At 44.6% G+C, this 23,998-nt stretch carries 22 protein-coding genes; 3 read left to right on the top strand and 19 right to left on the bottom strand.

The window, feature by feature from the left end; genetic code table 11:
• Positions 1-289: 289 nt before the first annotated feature.
• Both GPK83_RS05375 and GPK83_RS05370 read right to left on the bottom strand, forming a co-directional pair.
• Positions 290-1,363: a hypothetical protein gene (locus GPK83_RS05375; RefSeq protein WP_215704197.1), complete on the bottom strand. Its 1,074-nt coding sequence runs from the start codon at positions 1,361-1,363 to the stop codon at positions 290-292.
• Between the two features lie 42 nt (positions 1,364-1,405).
• Positions 1,406-3,106 carry a DHH family phosphoesterase gene (locus tag GPK83_RS05370; RefSeq protein ID WP_215704196.1) on the bottom strand — a complete coding sequence of 567 codons (1,701 nt, stop codon included), beginning with the start codon at positions 3,104-3,106 and terminating at the stop codon, positions 1,406-1,408.
• Positions 3,107-3,329: 223 nt separating this feature from the next.
• On the opposite strand from GPK83_RS05370, the gene GPK83_RS05365 reads away from it, so the two are divergent.
• Both GPK83_RS05365 and GPK83_RS05360 read left to right on the top strand, forming a co-directional pair.
• The gene (locus tag GPK83_RS05365) at positions 3,330-4,301 is read left to right on the top strand and encodes an Rpn family recombination-promoting nuclease/putative transposase (protein ID WP_215704195.1); all 972 of its coding nucleotides are present in this window, start codon (positions 3,330-3,332) and stop codon (positions 4,299-4,301) included.
• Between the two features lie 227 nt (positions 4,302-4,528).
• The gene (locus GPK83_RS05360; protein WP_215704194.1) at positions 4,529-5,179 is read left to right on the top strand and encodes a hypothetical protein; all 651 of its coding nucleotides are present in this window, start codon (positions 4,529-4,531) and stop codon (positions 5,177-5,179) included.
• An 83-nt stretch (positions 5,180-5,262) separates the two neighbouring features.
• On the opposite strand, the gene GPK83_RS05355 is transcribed toward GPK83_RS05360, so the two are convergent.
• The 14 genes from GPK83_RS05355 to GPK83_RS05290 form a co-directional block, all read right to left on the bottom strand.
• Positions 5,263-6,300: a hypothetical protein gene (locus tag GPK83_RS05355; RefSeq protein WP_215704193.1), complete on the bottom strand. Its 1,038-nt coding sequence runs from the start codon at positions 6,298-6,300 to the stop codon at positions 5,263-5,265.
• Positions 6,301-6,808: 508 nt separating this feature from the next.
• Positions 6,809-7,102, bottom strand: coding sequence for a hypothetical protein (locus GPK83_RS05350; protein ID WP_215704192.1), 294 nt, complete (start codon positions 7,100-7,102; stop codon positions 6,809-6,811).
• Between the two features lie 251 nt (positions 7,103-7,353).
• The gene (locus GPK83_RS05345; protein ID WP_215704191.1) at positions 7,354-8,394 is read right to left on the bottom strand and encodes a hypothetical protein; all 1,041 of its coding nucleotides are present in this window, start codon (positions 8,392-8,394) and stop codon (positions 7,354-7,356) included.
• 14 nt (positions 8,395-8,408) lie between these two features.
• Positions 8,409-8,960, bottom strand: a complete 552-nt coding sequence (gene nrdG, locus GPK83_RS05340; protein ID WP_215630829.1) for an anaerobic ribonucleoside-triphosphate reductase activating protein — start codon at positions 8,958-8,960, stop codon at positions 8,409-8,411.
• Between the two features lie 369 nt (positions 8,961-9,329).
• Positions 9,330-11,516, bottom strand: coding sequence for an anaerobic ribonucleoside-triphosphate reductase (gene nrdD / locus GPK83_RS05335; RefSeq protein WP_215704190.1), 2,187 nt, complete (start codon positions 11,514-11,516; stop codon positions 9,330-9,332).
• Positions 11,517-11,706: 190 nt separating this feature from the next.
• On the bottom strand, positions 11,707-12,210 hold the full coding sequence (locus GPK83_RS05330) for a hypothetical protein (RefSeq protein WP_215704189.1): 504 nt from the start codon (positions 12,208-12,210) through the stop codon (positions 11,707-11,709).
• 424 nt (positions 12,211-12,634) lie between these two features.
• The gene (locus GPK83_RS05325; RefSeq protein ID WP_215630826.1) at positions 12,635-13,474 is read right to left on the bottom strand and encodes a hypothetical protein; all 840 of its coding nucleotides are present in this window, start codon (positions 13,472-13,474) and stop codon (positions 12,635-12,637) included.
• A gap of 95 nt (positions 13,475-13,569) precedes the next feature.
• On the bottom strand, positions 13,570-14,166 hold the full coding sequence (locus tag GPK83_RS05320; RefSeq protein ID WP_215704188.1) for a hypothetical protein: 597 nt from the start codon (positions 14,164-14,166) through the stop codon (positions 13,570-13,572).
• A 318-nt stretch (positions 14,167-14,484) separates the two neighbouring features.
• Entirely contained in the window at positions 14,485-16,101 is a 1,617-nt protein-coding gene (locus GPK83_RS05315; RefSeq protein ID WP_215630824.1) for a hypothetical protein, read from the bottom strand.
• Between the two features lie 471 nt (positions 16,102-16,572).
• Positions 16,573-17,199, bottom strand: a complete 627-nt coding sequence (locus GPK83_RS05310; RefSeq protein WP_215630823.1) for a hypothetical protein — start codon at positions 17,197-17,199, stop codon at positions 16,573-16,575.
• Complete coding sequence (locus tag GPK83_RS05305; RefSeq protein WP_215704187.1) at positions 17,192-17,371, bottom strand: hypothetical protein; 180 nt, start codon at positions 17,369-17,371, stop codon at positions 17,192-17,194. The genes GPK83_RS05310 and GPK83_RS05305 overlap by 8 nt, the downstream gene beginning before the upstream one ends.
• A gap of 55 nt (positions 17,372-17,426) precedes the next feature.
• Positions 17,427-17,825, bottom strand: a complete 399-nt coding sequence (locus GPK83_RS05300) for a hypothetical protein (RefSeq protein ID WP_215630822.1) — start codon at positions 17,823-17,825, stop codon at positions 17,427-17,429.
• Positions 17,826-17,843: 18 nt separating this feature from the next.
• Entirely contained in the window at positions 17,844-18,119 is a 276-nt protein-coding gene (locus GPK83_RS05295) for a hypothetical protein (RefSeq protein WP_215704186.1), read from the bottom strand.
• A gap of 11 nt (positions 18,120-18,130) precedes the next feature.
• Positions 18,131-18,352 (bottom strand): hypothetical protein, encoded by a 222-nt coding sequence (locus tag GPK83_RS05290; protein WP_215630820.1) that lies wholly within the window; start codon positions 18,350-18,352, stop codon positions 18,131-18,133.
• Positions 18,353-18,569: 217 nt separating this feature from the next.
• Here GPK83_RS05290 and GPK83_RS05285 point away from each other — a divergent pair, with 217 nt between their 5' ends.
• Entirely contained in the window at positions 18,570-19,457 is an 888-nt protein-coding gene (locus GPK83_RS05285; protein WP_215630819.1) for a transglutaminase-like domain-containing protein, read from the top strand.
• Between the two features lie 202 nt (positions 19,458-19,659).
• On the opposite strand, the gene GPK83_RS05280 is transcribed toward GPK83_RS05285, so the two are convergent.
• From GPK83_RS05280 to GPK83_RS05270, 3 genes are all read right to left on the bottom strand, one after another.
• Positions 19,660-20,709: an LPXTG cell wall anchor domain-containing protein gene (locus GPK83_RS05280; protein ID WP_215704185.1), complete on the bottom strand. Its 1,050-nt coding sequence runs from the start codon at positions 20,707-20,709 to the stop codon at positions 19,660-19,662.
• A gap of 408 nt (positions 20,710-21,117) precedes the next feature.
• Positions 21,118-22,356 carry an RNA-guided endonuclease TnpB family protein gene (locus GPK83_RS05275; RefSeq protein WP_215630817.1) on the bottom strand — a complete coding sequence of 413 codons (1,239 nt, stop codon included), beginning with the start codon at positions 22,354-22,356 and terminating at the stop codon, positions 21,118-21,120.
• 188 nt (positions 22,357-22,544) lie between these two features.
• Entirely contained in the window at positions 22,545-23,948 is a 1,404-nt protein-coding gene (locus tag GPK83_RS05270) for a hypothetical protein (RefSeq protein WP_215704184.1), read from the bottom strand.
• Between the last annotated feature and the right edge of the window lie 50 nt (positions 23,949-23,998).

Raw genomic sequence — 23,998 nt, 5'->3', positions numbered from 1 at the left:
AGCCCCGAAAACTATCAAGATATAGTATATGTATGGTTTCACACATGCAATTTATAGAGTTTATCCCACGTATGTGGGAATGATTCGGGTTTGACGTATCACCGAGATATGATTTCGGAGTTTATCCCACGTATGTGCGAATGATTCGTTTTTTCATTGAGATTTTTTATCTTCTATACGGGTTTATCCCACACATGTGGAAACGCTGTCATACCCCTCTCAACACAAAAAACCGCTATTCCCATTACAGGAACGGCGGTTTTTCTTTTGAAAGTTTTCATTGAGATTTTTATCTGCTATACGGCGGTATGGCACCGGGCTGCGGTCCGCGATATCCATTCCCGTACGTCTGTCCTGGCATATTACCGGCCTGGTTTCCATTCTGATCCCCATTATTTGGAGACCAGCGGTTTGCCTCATCCAATTTTCTCAACGTCGGATACCACATTGCTCTGACCATCCGCATGTTTTCGTCCAGACGGTCCAGAACATACAACCATTCCGCTTCTGTCAAATCCACATACTCCTTTTTAATATCCTCCGCATTTTTCATGTCGATCGGCTTCAGACCGTTCGCCATCTGTTTTAACGGTGCAAGGCAGTTCATGATTTGCACGCGGTATGGCTGGTCCTTATCCGGCAGGCAGCTGATCTCGATTGAGTAACAATTATTTTTTCCGGTTCTTTTATCCACTGATTTCTGATGCTTCACCGGTGTTTTATAAATGACATACTGCCCCGCCGGTGCACTTTCCATTTCATAAATTGCATCTGCATTTGGTTTTATGGATGTCAGTACTCCCATGCTCTGACAGTTCAGGGCATCTTCAATTGCGTCAACATCACTTTGATTTTGCGGATATTGTTCAAGATGATTTTTCAACCACTGGCGCTGCTTCTGCAGCATTTCTATGGCCTGCCCCAGGTTCTGCGCAGATAATAAAATATCTCCCGGCGTCTTCCCTTTCAGGTGTTCTCCTCCCATTCTCAATGGAGTAAAGGCCGGCGAAACGCTTTGTCCCGTGCTTTGCTGCTGTGTTTGTTTCGGCGTCTCAACTTTTTCAAACGATGCCCGAAACATCAGATCCTCCGCGCAGTCAGTCCTCTTTTTAATCATCGGCAGATCTTTGATCGGAATGTTGGCTACCAGGCTCTGTTTTAGTCCGGCAGGTTTGTTTTTATCACTCTGGTCAAAGTGGGAAATTCTGGCCAGGTAAATTGATTTTGCGGAAAAAATATTCAGGTAAGGATCTCCCTCCTCTTCTGTCATTCTGCTTAATCGATCCGTGAATGACAGATGTACATCTTTTCGTGCAATATCTGCCACCTGCCCTGCATACGTTTTATTTTTCTTTTCTCCCATTATTATTTTCTCCTTGTATTTCCTTTTGCGTTGTTTGAAGCCTTATGCACGCGCAGCTGCTTTGTCAGCCAGCGCTTCGCGCAGCCTGTTGTGACCATTGTTTTGTTCCACCGGACTTATCAGAGTATAGACCATCTGTGCTTTCTCATAGCCAAGATGACGGTTTACGGATAATGTACCATATAAAGAAACATGTCTCGGGTATCCGAGTTCTCGGTACTCCTCCCTTCCGTGAAAGGACACAGCGTCAAAATCTTCACCGAACAACTTTACCCCTTCTTCTCCGGATATGAATTTATAATATTCCGATCCGTTCGGCATCAATGTCAAATCTTTCATGAAAAAGGTTGGCACAGGATTTCCAATGCCGTACGGTGCATACTGCTCCACTTCATAAGCAAAGTTCTTTGCATCCTTTGGGGTTACCTCAAGATCATACAGGGTCTCATTGCTTTTCTCCGGTCTTTTCCCATCCAGATAATGCTTTGCTGCTGTTCTAAATGCATCCAGATTTTCTTCTTTCAACGCAATGCCGGCAGCCATGGCATGACCACCATATCTTGTCAGAAACTCCGGCGTATGATCCAATAAATCTTTTAGGTCTACGCAGCCATCTGATCGACAGGATCCCTTCAACTGTCCGGTTTCCTCATTATCCCCAAGCAGAATACATGGCGTTTGAAAAAGCTCCGACATTCTTCCAGCAATGATGCCGATAATTCCTTCCGGGATTCCTGACATATGCACTACCAATGGATAATCGTTTTCCATGTGGTGTTCGCGGATATAATCCTCCGTCAGCTGACTCCATTTTGCAGATTCATCCTTGCGTGTCTGGTTAATATCAACCAATTGCTTTGCCATTGTCTGAGCCTTTCCATATTCGCCCTCATAGATCATCAGCATGAGGGATTGCATGGCACCGTTGTCCAGAAGTCTTCCCGGGGCATTTAATACCGGGGCAAGCTTATAACCGATTTTTACTTCATCAATCTGGTCTTCCAAGCCAAGCTCTGTCAGCAGAGCATACAACCCGATTGTGGACCCCTGTTGTGTAATCATGTCCTTCATTCCCTGTTTGACAATCCGTCTGTTTTCATGTGTCAGAGGTACGGAATCTGCCACAGTCGCAACGGCTGCCAATGACTGAATTTTTCTGATTATTGGATCATTTCCTAACAACGTCTGACAAAGTTTGAATGTCAGACCGGCCCCGCAATAACCGTCAAAATCCGCACTACCCGGCATGGCATTTGGATCGATGATACAGTCCGCATCCGGATAAACCGGTTTATCAGTACCCGGATCTTTGACTGGCAGGTGATGATCAATGATAATAACCGTCATACCCTTTTCTTTAGCCAGCGCCACTGCATCAATCGAGCTGATGCCGTTATCCACAGTAATCAGGATCTGCCCGTCCCGGCAGTCCATTACAGTTTCTCTTTGCAGTCCGTACCCCTCCGTAAAACGTCTTGGCAGGCGGACCATTTTCTTTGCATGTAATCGGCCCAGTCCCATCACCATACCGGCGGATGCCATGATACCATCCACATCAAAATCTCCCATGATGTAAAAGATTTTGCCTGCTCTGATTCCGTCGCGGATGATCTGCGCCGCTGTTTCAAGACCGTCAATGCGGTATGTGTGTGTGTCGTGAAGCAGAGCTTCTTTTGTCATTCCTGTATTGCTGCATACAACATCAGCGATGCTGTGCAGCTCTGCATTTTTCTGTCTCAACATAGTTTTCCTTTCTGCATTCTCATAAATGCCTGATATATTTTCGGAAAAATTATGGAATGGAATCAGTTCTGATTAGTCCACTGCACATCCGGCTCCATAATTCTTTTGTAAACACAGAGGAATCCGAGTAATCAGAGAATCTGGTTTATGTGAGGCACAAAGCCTCTGCGACAATAGCGGAGGTGCCACGTGCATCTCCATCAGAAAGGAGGTGCAAATAAACATGAGAAGAAAAGTCAGAAAAAGTCAGCCTGACAAAGTTGAAAAACTTCTGGAAGACCACGCAGATGTTTTTGCGGATATCATCAACGCATTCATTTACCATGGCGAAGATGTGGTGAAACCGGAAGATTTGAAGGACGGACCGACCGCAAGCATGTATAAAGCTGCAGAAGGGAATTTCCGTCAGAAAGAGCGCGATGTCGTCAAAATCGATGAGCGTCGTGGTGTGGTTTATGCTTTGTATGGCGTGGAAAATCAGACTGCTGTGAATTATGTTATGCCTGTCAGAAACATGGGCTATGACTATGCAGCCTATGAGAAGGCAGTACGTGATCTAAAAGCAGAAAACGATGCGAATGGCGTCAAAGTACCATTTGCGGAAGAAATCCGGCCGGATCAGAAATTATATCCGGTTGTCACCGTGGTGTTATATTTCGGCACTAAACGCTGGGATGGCCCACAGACATTACATGAGATGTTGAACCTTCCAAAAGAACTGGAACCGTTTGTGTCAGATTACAAAATCAATCTGATAGAGGTTGCTTTTCTCGATGAGAAGGAACGCGCCAGACTCAAAAGCGATTTCAGGATTGTTGCGGAATATTTCTGCGCGCTTGCTGTTGGCAAAGAAAAGGAAGTGATGTATAATTATCGTAAGCAATGGAAACACGTCGAAGAACTGATGGAATTTTTCAAAACATTTACAAATGACCATCGTTTTGAAAAATACAAACAATTCATGGTTGAGGCGTCCAAGAAAGGAGAGGTTATGATGTGTACTTTATTGGATGAATTTGAAAAAGATGGAATCAAAAAAGGCATGGCAGAGGGTACTGCATATGGCAGATACCAATCATTAAATATGCTGATGAAAAATCAGAACATTTCTGAGGCATCAGCAATGGAGGCACTTGGTTTTTCCGAAGAGGAAAAAACCGGTTACAAAGTATGGCTTGCCAACACTAACCAGTAACACTGATAAGGAGGGGATTCGTTTCGAATCCTCTTCTTTTTTGTCTAAAATCCGTTTCCATAATTTCTTTGCAACGAATACAGACATCCGAGTTTACATACTGGATCAAGAACATGGAGGAACATATGTATACAACTGAAAAAATGTGGAAAAAATTTATCAGAACACGGCATTACAGAAAATGGAGAAAAAAATGGTGCTTCCCGCTGCAAACGGAACCGGAAAACATGACTCCGGAAGAATTTGCTATGGCAGACGCATATATGCACGGGTCTGAGGTTGCCAGTGCGCTGCCGGATGGATATGATCTTCGTATTGACCCAGAAGATGCAGCAAAGCCAAATGGCGGGCGGAAAGGTAAACATATTACCCTCTCCGGCATTTACTGGATTGCTGCCGCAGGAAAACTGTTTCCAGATAAATCCCTGCGCTATAACCGTCTTCATATCCTGTTTACGCTCCTGCATGAGAAGCATCATTTGGATATCGGCAAGTGGGATTACTGTCACAAATGGTATTGGCCGAACGCATGGTTTGTACGGCATTGTGAAGAATGCTACTGTGACATGATGGCGACAAAAGATCTGATGTTACTTGGTGTAACGCGAGAAGAAATTGGTGACATGATGGCGGATCGTGAAACTTTTGAGAAAAACGCTATGCATGACGGGACCACGCATCCATCCAGATCGTTCCGCAGCAAGATTGTTGCTGGTCAGCGTTGGAATAAAGAAGCAATTCAGCAGGTTGCGGATCACTACATGCAGTCTGCGGATATTGCAAAATGGTGTAAGAACGTGACATCGGAAACAGTCGATGCCATATCTCAGTATTACGCTGATACGTTGGATGCATTTTTTGATGAATCCGGTTTATAAGGAGTCTTTGATGGCTCCTTATTTTTGCGCAAAAAAAGAGACCGCTAAGCGATCTCCCTTTCCTGCTGTCACACATTGATTGATTATTCCACGGTGATAATGTAGCCTCTGTCTTTCGTGGACTTGCTTACGAGTGTCTTGAACTCATAATTGTCATTGCTAAAAGTCAGAGTATACCGATACTCGCCTTTGGTGATATCGATCAGATGATTATATCCCTTCAGCTTTGCAATCTCCGGGCTGGTAACATGGAAATTCTTGTTCAGAACAAGCAGCTCCTTATCGTTACAGATTACCCAGTCTTTTTCCGCGTGGCTCCAGGAAATCTGAAGCTCGCCATCCATCTGGAACTCCTCATCAGATCTAACGGCGTACCACTTGCGCACATCGCGCTTTTCAACGAGATCCTCGGCATCTGTGATTTCGTCCGACGGCACAAAGACTTCGTATCCATCCGGACATGCAATCACCTTAATGTCCTCTACACATACCGGGTCGCTGAAGTGGCTGCCGTCAAATACTTTACCATCCTTGATGGTCAGCAGGCCAGCCTCCTGGAATTCTCTGACTGTGGTCTTGCCACCATCAGTTTCTGTTTCTTTCTCAAGGGTTTCCGAATATGCCAGGAATACTTTGTCCGCAATATTGCCTACGTGCTTCGGTACTGGGAAGTCTACACACAACTCCACAAAGCGATCCCTTGATAACTGGTAGGACATTACATCCACATGTCCATTCTCAGTCTTATTGCAAGCTAAAATCAGGTGATCCGGCTGTGTTGCCAGGATACTGTCTACCACGATCGCGCCCTGCTCGCAGACAAATACACCGTTTTTCACGATTTTGCCATTGGATACACTGTATCCTTCCGGTACCGGGTATGGTTCTGGATCGCTGACCAAGCGAAATGCCAAGGCGTTTTTTTCGGTGATGAGCACCCAGTCCTCACCGAGCTCCTCATCACAGCCAAACGGAGTGTCCGGAGTGTCCGGATTGTCGCATAACTTATATGCGGTACCAACCTGGTTGCCATCCTGAACGGACACGTTGGTTACCTTATAATACTTGCCATCTACCTTGTTTGCGACAATGATTCCAGTTCTCATTCTGTTGATTCTCATATTGTTTTCTCCTTTTTTGATGTATTTGGCACATCGGCGCATGATTTACGCAAAGGAAAGCATTTTTTTGTGTGACAGCTTGCTTTTCTCAGTGCCTTAATAATTGTTACGTTGTAATTATGGTGCCGGATGCATTCGCAAAACGATGGAGCGCGTCGGGTGCTAACCCAGCTCCAAAATACCGGGTGCCGTCAAGAAATGCAAACCCATCAATATAAGGTGCGATTTGGTTCCATCATAAGATGAAAGATTTGCTGCACCAATTTCCTTATAAAATACCCTGATTTCATTATTTTTGTTTTTTAATGTGATTCGAACATTGAAAATCATGTGTTCTTTCTTTTTTGTATTCCTTACATTTTTTCACATTACAATAAATAAATGGAATTACTTCTCGGCTCTTTTTCTCACAAGTATATGAATAATTCGGATGATCAAATGCATCTCCATGATAGGGAGTTGCATCTTCCACTTTTAAAAACTTACAATCTGTCATTTGCATACCTTTCTATTTAGAATTATTAATCCAAAAACGCTCTTTTGTGTTTTCCAAATATAATTCACTGTTTACATTCCAACCACCAGTTAAATTCAAAATCTCATTTCTTATTTCATGAAACTCTTCCAAATGTTCTCTAAAATAATTTACCGCATCATTCTCGCATTCGAATTCTCTCTCATGTTCCCAAAAGAAATATCTTTCATTTGTTGCAAAGAACGAATTTGAGTCAAGACAATATGCAATTATCCATGTTGGATAAGTATCTGAAAAATTTTGGCTTTCATTTAATTTTTTATACATCTTTTATTCTCCTTCCATTCTGAAATCATCGTTTCATTGAAATTCTATGTATTTCTTAATTTCATTTTTTGAAAATGAGATAGGATTGGTTGTATATTCATTTGAGCAAAGGCAAGTATCGCCTTTTATTTCTACCACTTTAAATATGCCAAATGCTGTTGGAAATTTGTCTCCAATTTGGACTTCTCTGTTTAATAGGTCATTACCAATTCGCGTAATATTTACCATCCTTTCCTATTGAAACTCTTGTTTCATTCCACGGTTACAACATAGCCACGATCTTTTGTTGATTTACTTACAAGTGTTTTGAACTCGTAATTGTCATTGCTAAAAGTCAGTGTATACTGATGTTCACCTTTGATAATGTCAATCAGGTAATCATATCCCTGTAACTTTGCAATCTCATGGCTGGTCACATGAAACTGTTTTTCTAATACAAGTAATTCCATATCATTTTTGATCACCCAGTCATGTGCAATATAACTCCAGGAAGCACAAATATCTCCGTTCATCCGAAAACTTGCTCCATTTCCCCAGAGAATAAACCACATACGCATATTACGTTTTTCAACAATGCTTTCGCAATCCGTATCGTCTATATCCTCATCAGACGGAACGAAAATTGTATACTCACTATTACTGTATTCGACATTCTCTGTATTTACGATTTTGATAGCATCCATAGTGATCGGGCATCCAAATGGGGTCTTTTTAAATACCTTTCCAGCTCTAATAGTAAATATACCTGCTTCGGTAAAATGTCTGACAATCTTTTTCTCTCCACTCTCTTCTTCCTCAGATTCAGAAATGCACTGATAAGCCATGATCATATCTCCATTTGCAGCCTCGACACATTTGAATGTCGCGCTCTTTACTAATGTTGCAAACTTTGCAAAACGGTCTCTGGAAACTTGATATGACATGATGTCCACGAAATCATTTGTTGTACTATTGCAAACCAGAAACAGATAATCCGGCTGTGTCACAAGAATATTTTTTACAACAACAGAGCCCTGTTCACATACCGATTTGCCATCTTTCATCAGTTTGCCGCCAACAACATTATATCCTTCTGGCTCTGGATACGGTTCTGGGTCATCTACTAAATAAAATGCCAGTACATTTTTGTCAGTAATGGATATACGTTCTTTACCAAATGTATTCTCATCAAGCAACTCAATGGCAGTCCCGATTTTCATATTATCTTTTATGGACACGTTGGTTATCTTATAGTATTTTCCATTGATTTTACTCATTGCTACGACGCCAATTCTTATATTATTACTTTTCATATTTTCTCTCCTTTTTAATGCATTTTGATGCGTTCCGTTTTTCCAAAATCACTTAGAATAATTTCACTGCATTTTCTGGTTTGCTTAAGATCGATGATCCGTTGGTTGGATGACCCACGGAATCGCAGAGTCATATCTTTGTGTTCTATCTGAAATCTGCCATCGACAAGGACATCGGCCATCGCCAGGATTGTTTCTGTATCACCAGAGTGACAACGGATATTATCGGGATTCATCAATTCTTCATATGTATAACCGGAATAAATCCATATTGTTTTCTCCGGAAGTTCTTTCTTAATGCGTTCCATAAACGGACGTAATGCCTTCTGGTTTGCAACTTCCATCGGCTCTCCACCGAGAAACGTAAAACCATCAATGTAAGATGCGGCACTGATCCTGATCAATTCATCCTGAATGTTTTGATCAAACGACTTCCCATACTGAAAATCCCATGCGATTTCATTGAAACAGCCCTTGCAATGGTGTGTACATCCGGAAACAAAGATAGATGTACGGCAGCCAGGACCATTTGCAATGTCACATGTGAATACCTGCGCATAATTCATGATTTATTGGGCGTCGGAATGATATAAATCAAACCGGCGCCCGCTTCCTCCTTTCTGTTCTCAATTGTTTCTATGAGGTTTCTATACAGACCCGCACATAAGGCGGGTCCTCGAAATTTAACAAAAATTCCGCTATGCAAAATATTCATTTTTTCCAAATAGTCATTTGGGTACATTCTTTTGCCTTTATCAACTGAATCATTGTTATATCAACTGATTCATTGTACATTTACATGCTGTCAGACCTCCTTTTTACGCCATTATTTCACACATTTTTTAATATAAGAACTGTATAATTGTACATTTCATTGATTCTTTTATGACGTATGAGAACTGTATAATTGTTATAAGAACTGAATCATTGTGCATTTACAGGTCATTTTCCCCGATCGACAGATGCAGTACCCTCTGAGAAATCTCTTCCGTTCTTCCGGCGTTCCACCACTGAGTTCCGATGTATCCGCAGGTACGACGGGCAACAGACATCTTATTCTGATCGCGGTTTCCACAGTTCGGGCATTCCCACACCAGTTTTCCGGCATCATCCTTAACGACTTTGATTTCGCCATCATATCCGCAGCATTCGCAATAGTCGCTCTTGGTATTCAGCTCCGCATACATGATGTTTTCGTAGATGAACTGCATAATGGACAAAACTGCCGGGATATTATCCTGCATATCCGGCACTTCCACATAGCTGATTGCTCCGCCTGGAGAAAGCTTCTGGAATTCGGACTCAAATTTCAGTTTGCTGAACGCATCAATCTTCTCACGTACATTGACGTGATAGCTGTTTGTAATGTAATTGTGATCCGTCACATCCTTGATGATGCCGAAACGTTTCTGCAACGCTTTTGCAAACTTATAGGTCGTGGACTCCAGTGGCGTGCCGTACACGGAATACCCGATGTTTTCTGCTGCGCGCCATTCCGCACACTTATCATTCAGCCTCTGCATCACGGACAGCGCAAACGGCTTAGCTTCTTCATCCGTATGGCTTTTTCCGGTCATGTACATACACATCTCGTACAGTCCTGCATAACCAAGGGAAATCGTGGAATATCCGTCATACAGAAGCTTGTCAATGGATTCCCCTTTCTTCAGTCTTGCCAGTGCACCAAACTGCCAGAGAATCGGTGCCACATCGGAAGGTGTACCAAGCAATCTCTCATGACGGCAACGCAGCGCTTTGTGGCATAATTCCAGACGTTCATCCAAAATCTTCCAGAACTTGTCCATATCTTTTCCAGAACTTAAAGCAACGTCTACCAGATTGATGGTGACAACTCCCTGATTGAAGCGGCCATAGAATTTCATGCTTCCGTCTTTATTCCGGATATCTTTTTCTGCGGTAAGGAAAGAACGACAACCCATGCAGGTGTACACAGCTCCTTTCATTTCTTTCATAATCTTCGCGGAAATATAGTCCGGGACCATGCGCTTGGCTGTGCAACGTGCCGCCTGTTTGGTCAGGTACCAGTATTTGGAACCTTCTGTGATATTGTCCTTATCCAGAACATAGATCAGTTTCGGGAATGCCGGCGTAATCCAAACACCCTTTTCATTCTTTACGCCCTGATAACGCTGCCGCAGTACTTCTTCAATCAGCATGGCCAGATCATCTCTCTGGCGTCCTTCCGGCACTTCGTCCAGATACATAAACATGGTTACAAACGGAGCTTGTCCATTGCAGGTCATGAGGGTGATCAGCTGGTACTGAATCGTCTGAATGCCTCTGGCGATCTCATCCTTTAAGCGCATTGCAACTACTGCTTCCCGCTGTTCTTTATTCATTGAAATACCAATTGCCTCGATTTCCGCGTCAAGCTGTTTATGGAGCTTCTGACGCGATACTTCCACAAACGGCACCAGATGCGCAAGTGAAAAAGACTGCCCTCCATACTGGTTAGATGCCACCTGCGCAATAATCTGCGTGGTAATATTGCAGGCGGTATAAAAACTATGCGGTTTCTCAATCATGGTTCCGGAAATAACCGTACCGTTCTGAAGCATGTCTTCCAGATTTACCAGGTCACAGTTATGCTCCTTCTGTGCAAAGTAATCAGAATCATGAAAATGAATAATACCGGCCTTGTGCGCATCCACTACCTCTTTTGGCAGCAGAATACGATCGGATAAATCACGACTGACCTCGCCAGCCATGTAATCACGCTGTGTTGAGTTAATAATTGGGTTTTTATTGGAATTTTCCTGTTTGACCTCCTCATTTTCGCAATTGATCAGGCTCAGAATTTTATCATCAGTCGTATTTGCCCGACGAATCATTGCCCTTTTTTCGCGATACTTTTCATATTTCATTGCCACGACCGGCGCGTGTTTCATCAATGCAAAAACCACCATGTCCTGAATGTCTTCCACATGGACAACACTGATGCGCGCCATGACCGCTTCTTCCACATCCTGAGCAATTGCTTCGATGTAGATCGGTTTTAATCTGGCTTCCTCGTTGACTGTTTCATTTGCTTTTGTGATCGCGGTTACGATCTTCTGGCGGTCAAATGGAACTTCCATGCCGTTTCTTTTGATGATGTTCATAAAATGCTCCTTTCCTTAGCTTTACGGAAGGAAAGGAAAACCATGTGCGACTTACGGTTTCCCTCCATTCCTTGTATATATGTTCAGCTTAATTATGGTGGTGGATGATGGGTCAAATTCCGCACTGACACAAAACAGCCGGCTCGTAAAAGAGCCGGCTATTGTTGTTCTACATATCCTTATTATTTGATCAACCAAGATGTTCCAGGCGTTCTGCAAGATTGTTTAATCCAGACAGAACTTTAAAGATATCATGATATTCCGTGTTTTTATCACTCCAGTTACTTGCCTCGGATTCTTCCGGAAAAACTTCATTCAACCATTCATCAATTTTATCAGCATACATACGGAAAAACGGAATGAGTTCATCCGTGGTAAACATTGGAAGACCATCGTGTGTATCCCGGCAGATCCGATACATCGGAATTACCTGGTCTGCAAACCCACGTTTTTCTTCGTATATTGCCAGCGCAAACGCAAGACTCCACTGTGATACATCTTCTTTCCGATTGGATGTTTTCATCACAGCATCCTGAACAGCATATAACGCATCACATCGGTATAAAATTTTAACGGGGATATTCAGCGCATGGGACGCTTCCTTAATTGTCGCCTGCACGCAATGTATGCATGTATTCAGCACATCCGCCGCCAGATACGATGTCCAGCAGTGTCGCCCGTCCTCTTCAAACATAGCTTCCACAACCTGCAGAGCATCACAGAGCTTTGGCGTCATTGTGGTTACGGTAAACATATGTTTCTTCATTTCATAAGCACCCATATCGAACCCGGTATCAAGAATCTCCATTCTTCAAGGCCCCTTTCTTCTTTTATCATTGTTTTTTTTGTTTGCGCGTGCAATGTGTCGTTGTGCTTATAGTATATCAAGGTAACTCTGAATCGTCCGTTATGCAAACACTGCGGATATTTAAAAACTTGATATTTATAAAAAAGAATGTGCCTTGGCACATTCTCGCGCCGAGGCGCGGTTGCTTCAGCAACCATCTACCTTTGCGCCGAGTGCGCATCCCTGCGGAGCGCTTTTTTGTTTCATAGGACGCAATTTCCTATAAAATAAAAAAGAACGCCTGGTATGTACCAGACGATCTTCTGTTTGATTATTCCCGAAGCCCCGTGGAATCACGGAAGGTTTCGCTTGGCATATCTGATGTGGTAAAACCATAACGTTTCTGCCGTTCCTGCTCCCGGTATTCTTCCATCTCCTTTTCTCTGGCCTGTTTGAACGATTCTTCTTCCTGCTGCACCTTTTCTCTGGCATCCTCTGCCATCTGTTCTGCCGCCAACTCACGTTTGACTGTTTCCAGGACATCTGCTGAAACAAAAGAATCATCACGAAGAAATGCAACAGATTCCGGTTCAAAAACAATGCGCAGTTGATCACAGTATTCCATGGAAACCATTGCATCTGACGGTTGAATATGATAAAAAATTGGATCGTGTGCCACCATGCCATATTGTCCACCTAAAAGCATTGGAACAACCGTAATGGACATGACAGGAATTTCATCCGCATCCGGTGAAAGCGCAGCCTGTTCTTTCCCGTAATCCTCCATTAGATGCCACATCCGGTTCATTTCCGGATTCCTGCCGTTTGCAAACTGCAGGACAACAGTTGTATAGCCGCCGCTCTGCTCCAAATGTACTTCCGGTTCCATGGTAATCATGGCAGAATATCCATGTGTGGCCGCATTCTTTTCCAAGTTGAAAAAGCTTTTTCGGAATTCTACAATCGTCATTATTCTGCCGCCCTCATCCCGTTCCATAAATGCTTTTAAGATATCCTGTGCCCCTGGGATTCCGCCAATCCGATCAAGATTTTCCTGCGCCCGTTTTTTTAGCTGCTCAATTGGATCTGTTTCATTGACCCCTATAGTTTTAATGTAGGAATCATAATCAACAGCCGATATGTTGTCCTGTGTTCTATTCTCTTCTGACATGCCAACCCTCCTTGTCATTTCTTTAATTATGGAGCATTTACTTGATATTTTGGCAAAATGCCTCTGTCACAAGTATTTTTTTGTCTTACAACCCCTTATCGTTCCATATCTTCTGATTTTACAATTGGATCCAGAATATAGTCATCTGACCAGCTGATATCTTTACCAATGCCTTCGTCCCACAATCTTCCATCATCGGTCAGTTCCGATACCGGCGGTGTCGTAAAATCATATACAGTTGGATCATATTTTTCTTCAGCCTCCAAAATATCGCACAATTTTAAGGTTGCGAGTCCTGCGATATTTTCCATAGACGCGGCACCGTTTTCAGCCCGATACACTTCTTCTCCATCGATCTGCACATTTTTGATGAGATGTTCCTCCGGATCAATTTCTGCCGTTATCCGGTGCCCGTAACATGAACTTTCCTGTAAATAGCTTTCCCCGTTCGCAAGTAACGGAAATAACTGTTGCATCTTTTCATCGATTTCCTGGATGCTGTGAGAATGTTCCCACTTCCGCTCCTGTTCTCTTATATGTTCCAGGGTTGGTATGTGATCCGGTTCCATCTCGACCATCTTGATTTTCCCATCCTGACCAAAATGCCGTCGCAGATACTCTTCCATTTGTTCCCGGCTTTCTTTAGATGTTGCAATTCCGGCGATAAATGGTTCTGCATATTCTGGTTCCACCGTATAACACCAGATTTTCTGCTTATCCTGTTCTTTTGCGTCTGACGGCTGTGGCTCCCAATTTTCTCCGTGTATGGTATCTGTACGGCACTGCAGGATTGTAGACTGTATCGGCATTATCTGCTTTTGAAGGAGTGTTTTCTGTATTTCATCCGCCCTATCTTTACTCGTCGCCACTGCAACAAGAAATGGGGTGTCATGACCTGAGTTGAACTGGATGCACCAGACTTTTCCAGTGCGTTTTTCTCCCATAAAATTTCGGCGGTTCGCTCCGGGTTATCCCGGAAGAAACCGCCCTCCCTCCCTTCTTTGCCTGAATTATGTTCCAAGATCCGGATCTTCTTCCACCGGTCCCTGGTAACATGGCTGATCCGGTTCAAAACTGTGACTGATGATCTCTGCCGCTTCCTGTTCAATCATTTCACGTTCATACGGTGTAATACGTCCATCATCATCCAGTTCCGAAACCGCCGGGACATCATCCGGAATGTTCACCCAATTATCCACAGTTTCCTGATCCCTGTTTTCCTGTATCGGTTCTGTTTCTGCACGCTGTGGTTCTGCGGCCGGCATCTCCGGCGCCGTTTGCTTCACCGCGGCATCAATCTGCGGTTCCGGTATTGGATGCTCTGCAGCTTGCTCCTGAACGGTTTTCTGATTCTCAAGTTGCTGATTCATAACCTGGTTTAAATTTTCTCTTACAGAATAACGGATATCATGTTCAAGCTGCTTTTCCACAGCCTTATCGGCAGCTTCCATAAAAGGTTGCAGACGATTTTCGCTGACCTGAAAACTGCTGTGGATGTTGTCGATCATTTTCTGAGCCTGTCTGGAAATTCGTTCGGACATTTCCGCGATGTTATCCTTCGTGACACTCAGCGGATGCTGATCTGACGGATATCGCTTAACATTTACGACATCCCCGATTCGTTCATAAATCAGTGGAATGGAAAAATCGCGGTTTTTATGTATACCGCCTTTTTCAAACATAGTATTTAGTATTTTTTCAACCTGTTTCGGCGGAATGGACACTCCGGTTGGAATCCTGTTAAAGTTTTCGCCGATCAACGGCTCTTTGACGATAGAACCGTCCTCTTTCTGCACATCCCTGGTTACCTGATTATATTCCGGATCCTTGATCTGGTCATACACAATACCTGTATAATAGGTAACTGCCTTCCGGATTTCCCCAGCCAGCGCCTGGACGGATTTGTCCGCTTTTGTTTCATCCGGAAGTTTCCACTGGCCTCGTTCATCAATCAGCACATTTAAAATTTTTCCGGTTGACATGGTCAACTGAGCCTGAATCCAGTTTTTTTCTTCCGCATCTTTAAAATTGCCGATTGCAATTTTACCATGTTCCAGACCGGTCTGTGTCTCAAGAAATTCTGTCAGACCATGCTTGTATACTTCCGATACATGCTCTACCTGCATGGCAAACTGCGTTTTTTCGATGCTTTCATCTTTGCGAAGATCTGGTTCAGCATTTTTTTTAGGGGCTTCCACCGTCTCTGCTTTTTCGGCATCTTTCTCTGCATCTTTGCTCTGGTCCTTGTCTTCTTTCGAGAGCTGGGTAATTTTTTCCTTTAACACCTCAGTTTTAATTTCCTTCTTTGCCTCGTCTTTCTGTTTCTGTTTCTCCACTTCCATATTTCCAGCACTAATACGCTTGCTGGTTTCCTGGCGGCCGAGAAAAACAGACAGAACGACTACTTTGGCGAGATTGGCCAGTTCTCCCAGCTTTTCCAAAAACCATCTCAAACCGCGGGCACCGATATTCGGGTTTGTGATCTTGTTTAAAGCTTTTTCAGCCTCTGACGCAGACTGGATGTTGCGGTATTCCATTTCCGCTTCTTTCCGATATGTGGCGCGATCAGCATCCGTTACATACTGTTTCGGCTGACGCGGTCCACTGCGGGTATCCTTTTCGGGCATGATAGATTCCTCCTTTAACTTTATTTTAAATAAATTATGGAATGAGAACTGGCAGGAAAAGAAAAAGACCCTCCGGTAACGAAGGGTCCTTTATGAACAACATTTATAAACAAGCGTGCTAACACCCGTGACTTTAGTCATGGGTGATTGACATTGCTTAACTTGTGATTAAAATTCTTCCATACCAGGCTTCTCCGAAGAGATGGAACACGTGATTTTTGTATTCCAAATGATGCCACCAGTGAAGTCGTCTCTCATGACTAAAGTCACGAGCTTCCGGTATCCGGTTGGATTCCGTTCCTGAAAACCCTGCCATGAAAGTGTCCCGGTAGCCGGATTTCCTGTCCGGTTGGAGCCTTAGGACTCCCGGGCTGCCCTTCCTCCATACAGGCTGAACTTAGTTGTCTTCCGGCGTTACGCCGCAAGCACCGCATTCAGCTTAATGATTCATAATGTATTCCGCTTTTGTTTTTAGAGGGATATGATGCCGTCTTCGGCAATGCCGAGATTGCGAAAGTACTCTGTGATTTCTGCGCAACGATCCAGAATGCCTGCATATTTTTCATGATCAGCATCGTCCGCCAGCATATTCACGGTGCTTGCGGCGTCATACAACATTTGGAACGCACATTCCAATTTCGTATCATGACACCGCTGAATTTGCTGTTCCGCGTTCTTCGTCTGTTTCTGCGGAATGCCTTCGTCCACGCCAATCATCTTCTCAATGATTTTTTTTGCCTGGTTCCAGGTCATGCGCGGTATACGGCTCATTAAGTTTTCCAGGCAGCCGGAATCCAGTTCAAACTGGCATTCTGCAAGAATAGCATCCGCTTCATCCGGCCCATACTGTTTCGTCAGTTCTTCCATGGAATCATAGCCATAGCAGTCCAGCACAAATTTTGTATCCACTTCAGCGACATACACAAAATCATGCGCTACGGCATAAATTTTCGGATCACGTTCCGAAACTTTTGTGACATCCTCCACTGCCTGAATCTGATACAATTCGAAGACTTTGCTCTGACCCGTTTCCAGCTCTTTTGCTTCCCTGCGGTACTGCACGGAATCATCGTCCGTTTTAATCCATTCTTTATTCATTTTTGAAGATCTCCTTTCTCCCGTCCGGCGCTGTAATTTCCACGGTAGTTTTCTGTATGAACCAGCATTTTTCTGCAGCCCACACCATCTGAATGGTGGTGTTTTCATTGCCGGTTACCGTATAGCACCGCCCGTTCGCAAGATTTTTTATGATAAATGTTCTGTTCTTCATTTATGTAGAGCGGTTGATCCCATGATATTCCCACAGGAACGCCGCCGCCTCCTTCCTATTTGTCATACTGACTTTTCAGCCATTTGATCTTGCAAGCAACACATGGTGCATAATTGCCGTCACCCCGATAACCACACTTCTCAGAATCCGGGCATTCGATATACCCCTCAACAGACTCTGCGATTTCGTCATCGCTGATGCATCTTAAGGCATCCGCCAGCATTTCCGCATTGGTCTGTTTGGGTTCTGCGTTCTTTCCGAGGACTCCCCACTTTTCCAGAGTATCCTTTAACGCATCGGAAAGATAGGTATAATCATCACCCTGAATATGGACAGTGTTTGGAGTATCATCTGATGAATCCTGATTTTTCTTAGAAATATAGTCTTCCATGATATCGATGATCCGCCCAATGAATTCTTCCGGACATTTGTTGACCTTATCGTATTTTCCCATTTTTTCTCCTTTGCTGTTTTAATATCCGCGTTCCATTAATGATTCTTCCGAGTCATCCGTGGCTGCAATTTCTACATAGTTGATGCTGTCCTCCGTCGTTCCAAACTCCTTACAAAGAGATGAAAACAGTTCTTCCAGCTCTTTCCTGCCATCCTCGGTATTCAGAGACTGAGAAACATTTAACTGGGTTTCCTGTTTTTTTCCGTCCTGATCGGTGTATCCGATGTTGACGGCGGAATACTGCCGGATGTCCTGTCCCACGATAGCTTTGTCCAATAACGGTCTAATTCTCATATTTTGCCTCCTTAATTTTCCAGCAGAACAGGTTCTGCTTTGTAATTTTCGCTGATTGCCGGTCCATACAGAGATTCACGAATTTTCCTTTTTTCCCGGTGTCGGATGTTACTGATTGCCTTTTCCGGAGAAGATGCATAAGTATAACGCGTCTCAAGCGGAATTCTGGTCACATCCCCGCCGCAGTAATGCAGTACTCTCTCACCCGTGACGCGGTATTTCTTCTTTTCCATGTTGTTCCTCCTTTTTCTCATGTGTCTTTTGCAGTTTCAGAAAAATTATGGAAGCGGATGTGTCTGCGGATAAGGGAAGAATTCTCTATGTATTTTGCGGATAAGTGATTTCGTAAAACTGTGCGATTTTTGATATCCGCAGAGATGATGTTGCAGGATTTTTGTTCCATAATTATAATGAAAGAAATGATTGATTTTGAAAAAATGGAGGTCTTTTATGATAAAGAGAAATTTCATGATGGCAGCGTTGATTTTATGTATGGTGGCGAATGCGTCCGTACCAATTTATGCGTCCGAAGGTCCAGGCGTTATGATTCAGGAAAACATGGAAAGTTATATCCAGAGAAGGAACCCGGAACAGTTATCCGCAGAACAGATCATGACAGAGCTGTATGCAAATGTAAATAATCCAATGATTCAGGATGGCGCAAAGACAGAAGCTATGCTCCTGACTGGCGAAAAACCGATTACTACCGATCAGTACGGGATCCGGGTTGGAAAATACGATATTCCTACCTGGCCGAGCGCGGCTTCTCCTTTTGGCGATACCGCTCTCACGCTTTCACTGGTTTATCCGCACAAAGACGGTTCCCAGGAATATGCTCTCTATGCTCCGGTCAGCGTAATTCCGGATACACAGAAAATGCAGGAAAACCGGTCAGCTTTAAATCTGCTTTACAATACAGCATGGGGTTTAAAAGAAGCCACTTCGTCCATGAATGATCACGATAAGGCTATTGCGATTGCAGATTGGCTGCGTGCGAACATCAAATCAAAGGAAAACTCTCCGAAATCTCCTGTCAGTTGCCTGGCACTTGGCTATTCGGACTGCAGCGGATACAGCGGATTATTTGAAATTTTTGGTTCCTTCTGCGGGCTTGATACCAAGCAGGTGGCGGGACGCTTCCGTAATGACGATCATAGTTGGAATATGGTCAATATCAACGGAACCTGGCTGTATCTGGATGTGGGCTGGAATGAAAATCTGATTGACCATGATACGTTATTGGCGCACGGATATCAGATCTCCATGATTTCCGGTGATAAAGCAGATATGCTTACGGCTGAGACCGTTAAACGGATTGATACAACAAATGCAAATTAGCGCACACAAAAAAAAGCTCCCGCAAGGGAGCCTTTTTTTGAAAGCACGCAATCATTCTCAGGTCAGCCTGTCGCATCTAATGTCGATACGGGATCTTTGCCTGATTGCATTTCCGGTTCTGGCATACCGCACAAAGTGCGAGAACTCGGAAATAGAAAACTATTTAGTTTTAATGCCCACGATCAAGCACTAGGGCAAGGTGTTATTCGCGGAATACAGGATGTAGTTTCAGTAATCCTGGATCATCTGCGAACTGTTTTGCGGGTGTAGCTTTGAACGGTATCTCGGCTGTGCCCAGGGAAGCATCTGCAGGTTCATATTTTGAGACTGCAGATGCCTCCTTTTTGGAAACTTCCCATGTTGCTACGATGCAATCGTGTTTTGCCCTTTTAATGACACGATTGCTTTTTTTATCTTTCCGTCCTTTTTTGGCATTCATGGCCAACATGGTCACGAGGCTTGCCGCGCTGGCAACAAACACAATAAGCATCAGATCTGCATTGGTGCTGTCGCCAGTCTTCGGCAAGCTTGACGTCGTCACAACTGGTACCGGTGCTGGGTCTTCCTGCCCTGTTGTGTTATATCCAACATAAACAGGAATTGGCTCGATCTCGTCATCCGTATGCATGACTGGCTGTTCCACAACCACTACTGTTTTTGTAGTACGGTCGTGGTCATCGTCGTCATGATCGCGATGACGCTGCGGCTGCGGGGTTACCGGTTTTTCCGGCTGTGTCGGCTGCTCCGGTTCGGTCGGATTGATCGGCTGTTCCGGCTTCTCTTCCGGTTTTTCCGGTTCAGTTGGCTGCTCCGGTTTTTCCTCTGGTTTTTCCGGTTCAGTTGGCTGCTCCGGTTCTTTCTCAGACGGACCAAAGTCAATGATATCATTGTCTTCAGCCACTTTATCGGTACTATCAAAAGTATCATTGGAACCGGCCTCTGCACCGGTATCAACTGCGTCTGTTACTTCCTTGCCAACAGTTCCGTTTTTATCGGAATCGTCTTTGGAATCGGAAGAATCAGATGCCTCTGCATCTTCTGCTTTGCTGACGGATGTGCCAGCATCTGCGGAATTTACAGTCTCGCTGTCTTCTGCTTTTGCATCCGTATTGTCATTTGCGTCTGCGGTATCTTCGCTTACGCTTTCAACTGAAGTGGATGCAGTGTCAACAGTTACATCCGCCATAGCTGAAAAAGCCAGCATTGCGGACATTGTGATTGTTGTTAGTGCCAGAGCGATTCTTTTTTTCATAGTGTATTCTCCTTTTGTGCATAACGCAGACTAGAGCCTGCGCCGTCATTGTGTGTAAGAAAACCAAATAGCATAGAGTTGCGCGCTTTCAATTTCATCTGATGCCTTATAGTCTTCTTGCGAGAATTATGGATTTGGATATGTTTCTATACGGACCCACGCATGAGGCAGGTCAGTCAATTACTCACGACTGAAGTCACGAGCTTGATGATACTTGTCATCCAGTCTCTGATCCAGACCACGCGAGTTTACCACTCCCTATCTGGTCCTAACGTCATCCCTTACGGGATGCTCCCAGAAATGCCGGGGTCCTACCCACGGTTTCGCCGGTACAGGTTCTATGGGCGGCTTCAGGGTACATTGACTTAGCACCCCAACTGTCTTATTTTTGTTTGCGTATCCGGGTATTTAATATCCGGAGACTTTTTTGGAAAAATGTGGATTATCCACTCCGCTGATGTACCAGATGCCAAGCTGGTGCAGGTTCTTTGCTGCCACTTCATCATCGTTGTAAACGCGCCCGCAGTGCTTACACGTATAGCGGTGCTGGCTGTGGTTCCTTGCTGTCTTATCGATTGTCCCGCATCCGGGGCATTTCTGGCTGGTATACCGTGGATCGACCTTCAGGATGGCTCCCCTGCGCATGGCAGCCTTGTAGGCTGTTTTCATCTCCAGGCTGTAGAACGTCCAGGAACGTAACTCATACCGTCCGGACGTGTTCCTGTCCTCCAGGTTCTGGAATGAGACTCCGGACAGATCTTCAAATACGTGCAGGACACCTGCCCTGCATCCGGAAACGAGTGTCTTGCTGATGCGGTGATTCACATCAGACATCATCCTGTTCTCTCGTCCGGAAATACGTTTTAAGACCCGTCTGGCTCCCTTTGTTCCTTTTGCCTGTAAGGAGGCACGCGTCCGTGCATAACGTTCCTTTATCCTGCGTACATCCTGTCCGTCCTGGAATACGGTTTCCCCATTGTCGCCACAGGAGGTTACCAGATTGACCAAGCCGCGGTCATGGCCGTAGATCTCCGTAATACGGCTTCTCCCAGTATCCGGGAATGCCTTGGTAACAGAGATATGCAGGTACCAGTTCCGGTCTGCGTCATGGAAGACCAGTTTTGCCCCGCCATGTTTCCATGCCGGGTCAAACAGCCGGCTGTCAGGACGGCATTGGTACGTACATTTGATCCGCTTTCCAAGGGTATTGACAGAAACCATCTCCATGCCTGCGGTAAAGCCCCAGTCACGTCCACGAACCAGATCTGCCTGTGGACGCCGGAATACGACGGGTTTCTGGAGCCAGTCAAGGCTCTTACGGAAAGTGTCATGCCTGCCATCCACGGTATATGTTACGGTTTCCTGTTTCATCAGCTCACCGACGGTCTTATACCTGGCAAGGACCGTTTTAAAAACGGAGATTGCCATTTGGGATTTTAATCCGTAGGAAGCACGGACATCTGTGTACAGTACCTTATGCAGATCGATGACGGACCCGGTGCAGTTATGTTCAAAGTAATAGCAGGAAACGTACGTACATGCCTCTGCGTATCGTTTTGTTACGGCAGAAAAAGCCCGTTCCGCTTCCTTACGCTGCCCATCCGATGGAAAAGTCAGTTTGATCTGTTCCGTTAATGTTACATCCATGCCGTCGCCTCCTTTCTAAAAATTGTTACGCGATCAGTATGACATATCTGCCTGTATGCGTTCAGCACCGACACATTTTGTTGTGGCGCATTTCCTCTCACGACTAAAGTCACGAGTATCCCTGCACCGAATTATGAAAAAATCTCCGCGGAATTGGTTAGAAAACAAAAAAAATAGGACATGATTGTTTATTTCTGCGGGAACAAAAGCTGTGCGCATACAAGCGCTTTGGCATTTGCCCGGCCTTTTACCTTATCATTTGTTCCGCTGTAATATGCAGTGGTTTCAATCGTAGAACAGCTTCCGTCCGCATGCGTGATGAATGCTTCTCCCTGGATATAGCCGTCATTGGACTCATCCAGCCAAATCTTGTATTCTTCGCCGTGCAGACTGAATACATAACCTGGATAGGAGCTATTGGATGACTCAATGGATTCCTTAAATTCATTTACGGTATCATAATAACAGGTTCCGTCTCCAAATGCCGATGCGGGCGAATATGTGACAAAGGTCTGCATGGTTAAATGATCCAGATAAGCACTGTCATCGTATTTTAATTCCCACGACTTTCTTACCTGCTGGTCGGAACCGTTGCTGCGTCCCGGCACCGAATAGTCTACGGCATAGCGCGGAATATAAACAGTCAAATCCCCTACTGTTTTGGTTTCCATATACGTCATAGCAGTATCCATATCATTGTCTGATATGCCGATGGCTTCCAAACCTGTCACGCTACTACTTTTCTGTACGTCCGTCTTCTCAGGTGCCTCCGCAGACTCTTCATTCTGCTGGTCATGGATCTGACCACCAAGCAGTTTTTGAATATCTACTTCCGCTCCGGATCCGGTAGTACCGTGCGCGTCCGCGTCCCCACTCAGTTCCAGTCCCATTTCAAACCAGTCCGTGTCCATGTTGAAATCGTCCTCTCCGCGGTCCAGATACATGACAGCATAAGCATCTTCGCCATCATACATTGTGGCAAATACGGTTTTCCATGTATTGCCATCAGAAAGTTCGCAGTCCACCGTCGCAACATCCCATTCATTACCATCATTGCCCATCACGGATGTATATGCCGGTTCTCCCGCCTTGGAAACCTGCGCATTCTTTTTAATGCATGCCTGGAAGAGGACCGTTTTGGCCCCGGCTGCATCGCGGATACCAAGTTGTTTCGCGTTAAAATGATAGAGATTCAGACTCGACTCATTGCCAAGCGACATGTTGGTGTAGTCACAGAATACGGTCAGGGTAAAATAATCCTGGTCCATATGTGTCGTTTCCACAAAAGTGTCCGGGATCTCACCCGGAAGGGTTAGCCGGATGCCGGAACCGGAAAACGTGGTCTTTTTTGCCTTGTCCCATGCCTCTGCATCAGCAACGACCTGCGCTTTTCTTTCTTTCTTTGTGTGTTCCTCCTTCGATTCTTCGGAGGTTTCCAGCATGGCTTCTGTTTCTTTTTCGGTGCTTTCGGCTTTACCGATATTCACAATATCTTTACCTCCAACGCTTACCTTCAGAAAACCGCCACAGCCAGAAATACTTCCTGTCACCATGGCAACCGCCAAGGCAAACGCCACCTTTTTCTTAAACATAATTTTTCTCCTTTTTTGAAAAACCCCGCCCAAAAGGACGGGGCCAATCA

The organism is Clostridium sp. MCC328 (assembly GCF_018785465.1).
In the GTDB taxonomy this organism is placed as follows: domain Bacteria; phylum Bacillota; class Clostridia; order Lachnospirales; family Lachnospiraceae; genus Pilosibacter; species Pilosibacter fragilis.
This window is presented reverse-complemented; position numbering and strand designations above follow the sequence as displayed.

Excerpts from the sequence above, each read along its gene's own strand:
- GPK83_RS05375 (WP_215704197.1), bottom strand. The coding sequence starts at position 1,363 with ATGGGAGAAAAGAAAAATAAAACGTATGCAGGGCAGGTGGCAGATATT.
- GPK83_RS05370 (WP_215704196.1), bottom strand. The coding sequence starts at position 3,106 with ATGTTGAGACAGAAAAATGCAGAGCTGCACAGCATCGCTGATGTTGTA.
- GPK83_RS05365 (WP_215704195.1), top strand. The coding sequence starts at position 3,330 with ATGAGAAGAAAAGTCAGAAAAAGTCAGCCTGACAAAGTTGAAAAACTT.
- GPK83_RS05360 (WP_215704194.1), top strand. The coding sequence starts at position 4,529 with ATGACTCCGGAAGAATTTGCTATGGCAGACGCATATATGCACGGGTCT.
- GPK83_RS05355 (WP_215704193.1), bottom strand. The coding sequence starts at position 6,300 with ATGAGAATCAACAGAATGAGAACTGGAATCATTGTCGCAAACAAGGTA.
- GPK83_RS05350 (WP_215704192.1), bottom strand. The coding sequence starts at position 7,102 with ATGTATAAAAAATTAAATGAAAGCCAAAATTTTTCAGATACTTATCCA.
- GPK83_RS05345 (WP_215704191.1), bottom strand. The coding sequence starts at position 8,394 with ATGAAAAGTAATAATATAAGAATTGGCGTCGTAGCAATGAGTAAAATC.
- nrdG (WP_215630829.1), bottom strand. The coding sequence starts at position 8,960 with ATGAATTATGCGCAGGTATTCACATGTGACATTGCAAATGGTCCTGGC.
- nrdD (WP_215704190.1), bottom strand. The coding sequence starts at position 11,516 with ATGAACATCATCAAAAGAAACGGCATGGAAGTTCCATTTGACCGCCAG.
- GPK83_RS05330 (WP_215704189.1), bottom strand. The coding sequence starts at position 12,210 with ATGTTTGAAGAGGACGGGCGACACTGCTGGACATCGTATCTGGCGGCG.
- GPK83_RS05325 (WP_215630826.1), bottom strand. The coding sequence starts at position 13,474 with ATGTCAGAAGAGAATAGAACACAGGACAACATATCGGCTGTTGATTAT.
- GPK83_RS05315 (WP_215630824.1), bottom strand. The coding sequence starts at position 16,101 with ATGCCCGAAAAGGATACCCGCAGTGGACCGCGTCAGCCGAAACAGTAT.
- GPK83_RS05310 (WP_215630823.1), bottom strand. The coding sequence starts at position 17,199 with ATGAATAAAGAATGGATTAAAACGGACGATGATTCCGTGCAGTACCGC.
- GPK83_RS05305 (WP_215704187.1), bottom strand. The coding sequence starts at position 17,371 with ATGAAGAACAGAACATTTATCATAAAAAATCTTGCGAACGGGCGGTGC.
- GPK83_RS05300 (WP_215630822.1), bottom strand. The coding sequence starts at position 17,825 with ATGGGAAAATACGATAAGGTCAACAAATGTCCGGAAGAATTCATTGGG.
- GPK83_RS05295 (WP_215704186.1), bottom strand. The coding sequence starts at position 18,119 with ATGAGAATTAGACCGTTATTGGACAAAGCTATCGTGGGACAGGACATC.
- GPK83_RS05290 (WP_215630820.1), bottom strand. The coding sequence starts at position 18,352 with ATGGAAAAGAAGAAATACCGCGTCACGGGTGAGAGAGTACTGCATTAC.
- GPK83_RS05285 (WP_215630819.1), top strand. The coding sequence starts at position 18,570 with ATGATAAAGAGAAATTTCATGATGGCAGCGTTGATTTTATGTATGGTG.
- GPK83_RS05280 (WP_215704185.1), bottom strand. The coding sequence starts at position 20,709 with ATGAAAAAAAGAATCGCTCTGGCACTAACAACAATCACAATGTCCGCA.
- GPK83_RS05275 (WP_215630817.1), bottom strand. The coding sequence starts at position 22,356 with ATGGATGTAACATTAACGGAACAGATCAAACTGACTTTTCCATCGGAT.
- GPK83_RS05270 (WP_215704184.1), bottom strand. The coding sequence starts at position 23,948 with ATGTTTAAGAAAAAGGTGGCGTTTGCCTTGGCGGTTGCCATGGTGACA.